The organism is Marinobacter sp., assembly GCF_046484525.1.
GTDB lineage: Bacteria > Pseudomonadota > Gammaproteobacteria > Pseudomonadales > Oleiphilaceae > Marinobacter.
In genome coordinates this window covers 1-5031 of the sequence record NZ_JAWOIS010000039.1, presented here as the reverse complement: position 1 = coordinate 5031, position 5031 = coordinate 1, and the positions used below count along the sequence as shown (strand labels likewise).

The following is a 5031-nucleotide window of genomic DNA, read 5'->3' as shown; positions in this document are numbered from 1 at the left end:
CACCCGGAGTTACGCCGGAAACAGCAGATGGAATGTCCACAGACAAAATTGATAGCATCATCGAAGCCATCAAATACGAACGCTATCAATGGAAACCAGTCAAGCGGACTTACATCAAAAAGACAAACGGAAAACTACGACCACTCGGCCTACCCACATGGAGTGACAAGCTATTACAGGAAGTAATAAGGTCCATTCTGGATGCTTATTACGACCCACAGTTCAGCGAACATTCTCACGGATTTAGGCAATCGAGAGGCTGTCACACAGCCCTACAAGAACTACAGCACACTTGGAGAGGTACAAAATGGATCATCGAAGGCGACATCACAGATTGTTTTGATCGTACATCTTGATGCCTCTTTAAAAACGCAAGTGCTTAACAGTGCCAGCTTTGAGTTGACGAAGGGAGTTGAGAGTTTCGGCTTGATCGGGGAACAAATAGAGACCGGTGTTTGGGTCACGAGTCATTTCGATCCGGCCAGTACGGATAAGGTGATAGATCCAGTGAGGGGTAACCCCGAGTTGAGGTGCAATTTGTGGGATGGTTAGGTAGCCAGGGATGTGACGCGGGTGGGACTGGCTGCGCTTGAGGAAAATGCGATGCTTCAAGCGGATGGTCCGGACCGTGCTAGGCAAAACCGCTTGGGGGTTCTTCGGTGAGGTCAGACCGAGTTGGGTCAAATGTTGAGCGATTTCTTGGTCGGTTTTGCCTTGTTGGTTGAGTTGCAAGATCAGGTCTTCCATGTGGGCTGCGGAGGAAAGGCGAGAGAAGGCGCCCACCGTGACGGTCACGATGGCCGTGGTGGATTCACCACCTTTCCAAACGATGCGGGTCTGGATCTTGTCATGGGCCACATGGTGGATAACGACTTTATCGATCAGACAGCGCAGCAGGGCTTTCTTCTGTGAAGTGGGCAGGAGTTCTTCCTGGTCCCAGATTTGGGGAAGTTTTTGAGCGATGCGGGAAAAAGCGGCTTTGAGTTCGGGTGGCAGGGAGGGGGGATTTTGGGTTGGCTGTTGTTGAAGCGCCAGCCGGTCTTCAGCTTCTTGGAGGGCTACGAGAGCGGCTTCCCAGCGTCGTTCCAGTTCTGCCGCCACCAGGCGGTTATCTGGATCGACCTGGTTATACTGGTGTTGCGCCAACGCGGCCTGATATCGCAAGCGTTCCAACTGCTGTTCTTGAGCTTGCCGGGCTTGCTGGTCGACCTCGGCGTGCGTTTGTAAGGCCCGTTCGTAAACATCCAGTTCGCTGGGGGACAAGGCTTGAAAGAAAGCCTGCACTACGAAATCATCGATTGGTCGAGATCGAATGCGCTGGCAGACCGGAACCTGGTATTGTTGGTGCAGGAAATTGCACTGGTACTCCGGCCCGCCTTTATACTGCACCACCATTTTGTGGCCGCATTCGCCGCAGTACACGATCCCATGCAGAAGTGTCGCCCCGGGACGGGGAACGCCGCGCGTTTTGTTGCGATCGTATTCGGCGTAATTGTCCTGGAGCATGGCCTGGATGCGTTCAAAGGTTTCCCAGGAAATGTAGGCGGGATATTTATCCTTCACGACGATCTTCCACTTTCCAAAAGGCACGTGCTTGGTTTTCGATCGACCGGAACCCAACTCACGGTGAGTTTGGCTGCGTCCGTAGACGAAGGCTCCGGCAAAGGCCGGATTCTTCAGGATCGACAAGATAGCCGCCACACTGGGCCGGTTCCAGATCAAGTCGCCAAAGCGATCCTGCTGCGGCAGGGTGAAATGCTCCTGGTTGAAAAAACGCAGCACTCGGTTAGCTGATTTTACTCGCAAAAAAGTATCGAAGACCAGTTGAATGCGATCCTGAATCTCCTGGTTGGGGTCTTTGAGCACCCGTCCATCTTCCTGCCGCACCAGACCCATAGGCAAGGCCAGTGCCAGTTCGCCGCGCTGGGCCTTGTTGAGCAGGCCAGCCGTGAGGCGCGAGCGAATCGTGTGCAGTTCGAACTCAGACAGTTGACCTTTCAACCCCAACAGCAGGCGTCCGTTGGTGGAGGCGGGATCATAAACGCCATCCCGATCCGCGATCAGGCAGTCACGGTATCCACAGATGTCCAGCAGCGGATACCAGTCGGAGCAGTTGCGCGAAAGCCGGGTCACTTCCGAAGACAAAATAATCCCGACTTCTCCCAAGGTGACCCGTGCGATGACCTCCTTGAAGCCTTCCCGATTTTGGGCGACGGCGGCCGTTTGGCCCAGATCGGTGTCGATGATCTGGATCTCTTCCGAGCGCCAGCCGAGTTCAAGGGCGCGCAGCTGCAGGGCATACTGCAGGCGCAGGCTCTCCTGATTGGACAGGACTTGCTGGACCGTCGATTGACGGATGTAAATCAGGGCTTTGCGCATCAGGTGGGCAGGCGTGATGAGTTCTGAGGTAGTCATGGATCACCTCCTGGATAATGGCGGTGAGTTCCGCCGTGATTTGGATTTGGCATTGGGGGGATAGGTTTTCCCAGACGTTTCGGGGCTCAATGGACATAAGACCTCCTCAGCCTCAGCCACAGAGAGCAGCTCTTGCACGGCTGCTAACGTCAGTTTGGTGAAGACTCTGAGCTGGGCTGGCCGGAGGGTAGTGGCGGAAAGCAAAATGCGCAAGAGCATCTGCTCCCGATAAACCACCAAAACATACTGTGCATCCGCCAGGGTCGAATAGGTGACGACCCGGAAAGTACGTCCAAAGAGCGGATGCGTTGGGTCGGTGACCTCGACGGTTTTTGCCCGCTCTCCATCTGGGTAGTGGAAGGGGGTATTAAGTTGTGGGTTCGTTCGGGAGTATTCCTCATGGGGTTATCTTGAACTGTCTGCGCAAACGCATCAAAGACGAACGCTTCATTGACCTCATCCGCAAGATGTTGCAGGCAGGAGTAATGGAAGCAGGTAATCTCGCTCCAACCTACTCCGGGACGCCTCAAGGCGGATTATGCAAAGCTTTGCATAAACCGCCTTATGCAAAGAAAGCTATTATGAGTCCTCTGCAAAAAGCTGATCTTTAACAACCGACAAGCGAAACGTATACCAGTCTTGGGTGTAGCCAGCGGCTCATGGTCATTCATGCTCAGTACGCCACTGTCACACACGAACCCATGCTGGAGCTCAGTGACCGACTGGCCGGCCTGATGCCAGCCGGCAATCTGGATTCGGTTGCCTTCAGCAACTCCGGGAGCGAGGCCGTGGAGGCTGCCCTGCGTCTGGCCCGGCAGGCGACCGGCCGTGCCAACATCATCACCTTTCACGGAGGCTTTCACGGACGCACCGTGGGCGCCGCGTCACTGACGTCCTCGGCGGCCAAGGTCAGGACCGGCTTCCATCCAATGATGGCTGGCGTGGTGTTCGCTCCCTTCCCGCACACCTATCGCTATGGCTGGGATGAGAAAACCACGACGGCATTCTGTCTGCGGGAACTGGATGAACTGTTCAAGACGCAGAGCGCTCCGGACGATACGGCCGCCATGATCATCGAGCCGGTACAGGGCGAGTACGGTTACTATCCGGCCACCGAAGAGTTCCTGCAGGGCCTGGGGGAGCGATGCCGCGAACATGGCATCCTGTTGATCACGGACGAGATCCAGGCCGGTTACGGCCGTACCGGCCGTTTCTGGAGCCAGCAGCATTTCGGCGATGTGAGGCCTGACATCCTGATTACCGCGAAGGGGCTGGCAAGCGGCTTTCCCCTGTCGGCAATCGCTGCTTCCGAGTCCCTGATGAACAAGGGGTACCCGGGCTCCCAGGGAGGTACCTACGGAGCCAATGCGGTGGCCTGTGCGGCGGCGCTGGCCACCCTGGATGTGATGGAGGACGAGAAGCTGGTGGACAACGCCGAGGCTCGGGGACGTCAGCTTCTGGAACGGCTGCAGGATCTGCAGACCCGGTATGAGTGGATCGACGAGATCCGGGGCAAGGGCCTGATGCTGGGCATGGAGATTGCGGATGGTCCCGACCGCCCGCGGCCCGATATTGCCGCGCGGCTCCTGCAGGCATCCGAGGAGCGTGGTCTGTTGTTGCTGCGCTGCGGCACCGATGGCCAGGTGGTACGATGGTTGCCACCCCTGGTGGTCAGCGAGGCCGAGGTTGACGATGCGGTCAACCGGTTCAGTGAGGCACTGGCGGCGGTGGCGGCGGAATCATGACTGAAGTGCTGGTTCTCACGGCACCGGATGAACCGGCGCTGCCGGGACTGGACGGATTGCCGGACGATATCCGTGTCACCCATGTCCGCGAGGAGGATGAACTGCGCAATGGCCTGCAGCGCGCCGATATCCTGGTGGTTACTGATTTCCGCTCTGGAATGCTTGCCAGATGCTGGCCCGAAGATCCGTCGGTACAGTGGGTGCATGCGACCAGTGCCGGGGTTGATGCCCTGATGTTTCCGGCCCTGACTGACAGCGGGATTCCCGTCACCAATGCCCGGGGTGTGTTCGACCGGGGTATCGCGGAGTATGTACTGGGCGCTGTCCTGATGTTTGCCAAGGATACGCTGGGCAACCTGCGGTACCAGAGCGAACACCGCTGGGTGCACCGTGATACCGCGCTGATCCGTGAACAGCGTGCACTGGTGGTGGGCGCGGGATCGATAGGGACCACGACCGCGCGGTTGCTGTCCGCCGCCGGCATGCGTGTCACCGGAATCGCGCGTAGCGCGCGGGATGTCGAGGGTTTCGAGGCCGTTCATGCCCAGGATCGGCTGGCCGACTGCCTGGCGGAGAGCGACCATGTGGTCATCACCGCGCCACTGACGCCGGAGACGGAAGGGCTGTTCGACGAATCCATGCTGCGGAAAATGAAACCTGGCGCCTGCCTGATCAATGTGGGCCGCGGACCGATCGTGCGGACCGACGATCTTGTTGCTGTGCTGCGGTCCGGTCATCTGGGCGGAGCGGCGCTGGACGTGTTCGAGGAGGAACCGCTTCCGGAGGATCATCCGCTTTGGGACCGTCCCGAGGTGATGATTTCCGCCCACATGGCCGGTGACTTCATCGGCTGGCGACGTGCCCTGGGCGA

At 57.9% G+C, this 5031-nt stretch carries 4 protein-coding genes and 1 pseudogene; 4 read left to right on the top strand and 1 reads right to left on the bottom strand.

Annotation, left to right across the window (positions count from 1 at the left end):
- Window positions 1-344: pseudogene (locus R6W86_RS08775) on the top strand (reverse transcriptase/maturase family protein); the annotation flags it as partial.
- 19 nt (window positions 345-363) lie between these two features.
- Here the strand turns inward: R6W86_RS08775 and R6W86_RS08770 are convergent.
- Complete coding sequence (locus R6W86_RS08770) at window positions 364-2415, bottom strand: recombinase family protein (RefSeq protein ID WP_410328985.1); 2052 nt, start codon at window positions 2413-2415, stop codon at window positions 364-366.
- A gap of 410 nt (window positions 2416-2825) precedes the next feature.
- Between R6W86_RS08770 and R6W86_RS08765 the strand changes: the two genes are divergently transcribed.
- The 3 genes from R6W86_RS08765 to R6W86_RS08755 form a co-directional block, all read left to right on the top strand.
- Window positions 2826-3026: a hypothetical protein gene (locus R6W86_RS08765; RefSeq protein WP_410328984.1), complete on the top strand. Its 201-nt coding sequence runs from the start codon at window positions 2826-2828 to the stop codon at window positions 3024-3026.
- Window positions 3027-3074: 48 nt separating this feature from the next.
- Window positions 3075-4160, top strand: coding sequence for an aspartate aminotransferase family protein (locus tag R6W86_RS08760; protein ID WP_410328983.1), 1086 nt, complete (start codon window positions 3075-3077; stop codon window positions 4158-4160).
- On the top strand, window positions 4157-5031 hold an 875-nt coding region (locus tag R6W86_RS08755), incomplete at its 3' end, for a D-2-hydroxyacid dehydrogenase (RefSeq protein ID WP_410328982.1). The genes R6W86_RS08760 and R6W86_RS08755, both read left to right, overlap by 4 nt.